This window comes from Niveispirillum sp., assembly GCF_052437035.1.
Lineage (GTDB): Bacteria > Pseudomonadota > Alphaproteobacteria > Azospirillales > Azospirillaceae > Niveispirillum.
The window spans coordinates 1-236 of record NZ_JBQVOH010000052.1 but is presented as its reverse complement, the minus strand read 5'-3'; the positions used below and the strand labels follow the sequence as shown (position 1 = coordinate 236).

Annotated in this window: 1 protein-coding gene; it reads right to left on the bottom strand. The window is 69.5% G+C overall.

The annotated features are described in order from the left end of the window. A partial coding sequence (locus ACT6Q8_RS25630; protein WP_444739496.1) for a UxaA family hydrolase occupies positions 1-236 on the bottom strand: 236 nt, incomplete at both ends.

Sequence of the window (236 nt, the reverse complement as noted above, 5' to 3'; positions counted from 1 at the left end):
CCATCCAGCGCGGTGACCAGATTGTGGCTGTGGACATGATCGCCCGGTGCGATGGCGGAGGTCGCAACGCCGATGGGCTGGCCATATTTGGTGACAACCTCGCCCGCGCGGTGCGCACGCAGCGCGAACTTGTGACCGCGCGGAATGGCGGCGCCCGTCGTGGTGCCCAGCGCAGGCTCGCCCGCGGCGAGATCGCGCAAGGCCACGCCCACCCCGTCAGCGGCATGGATATGGAG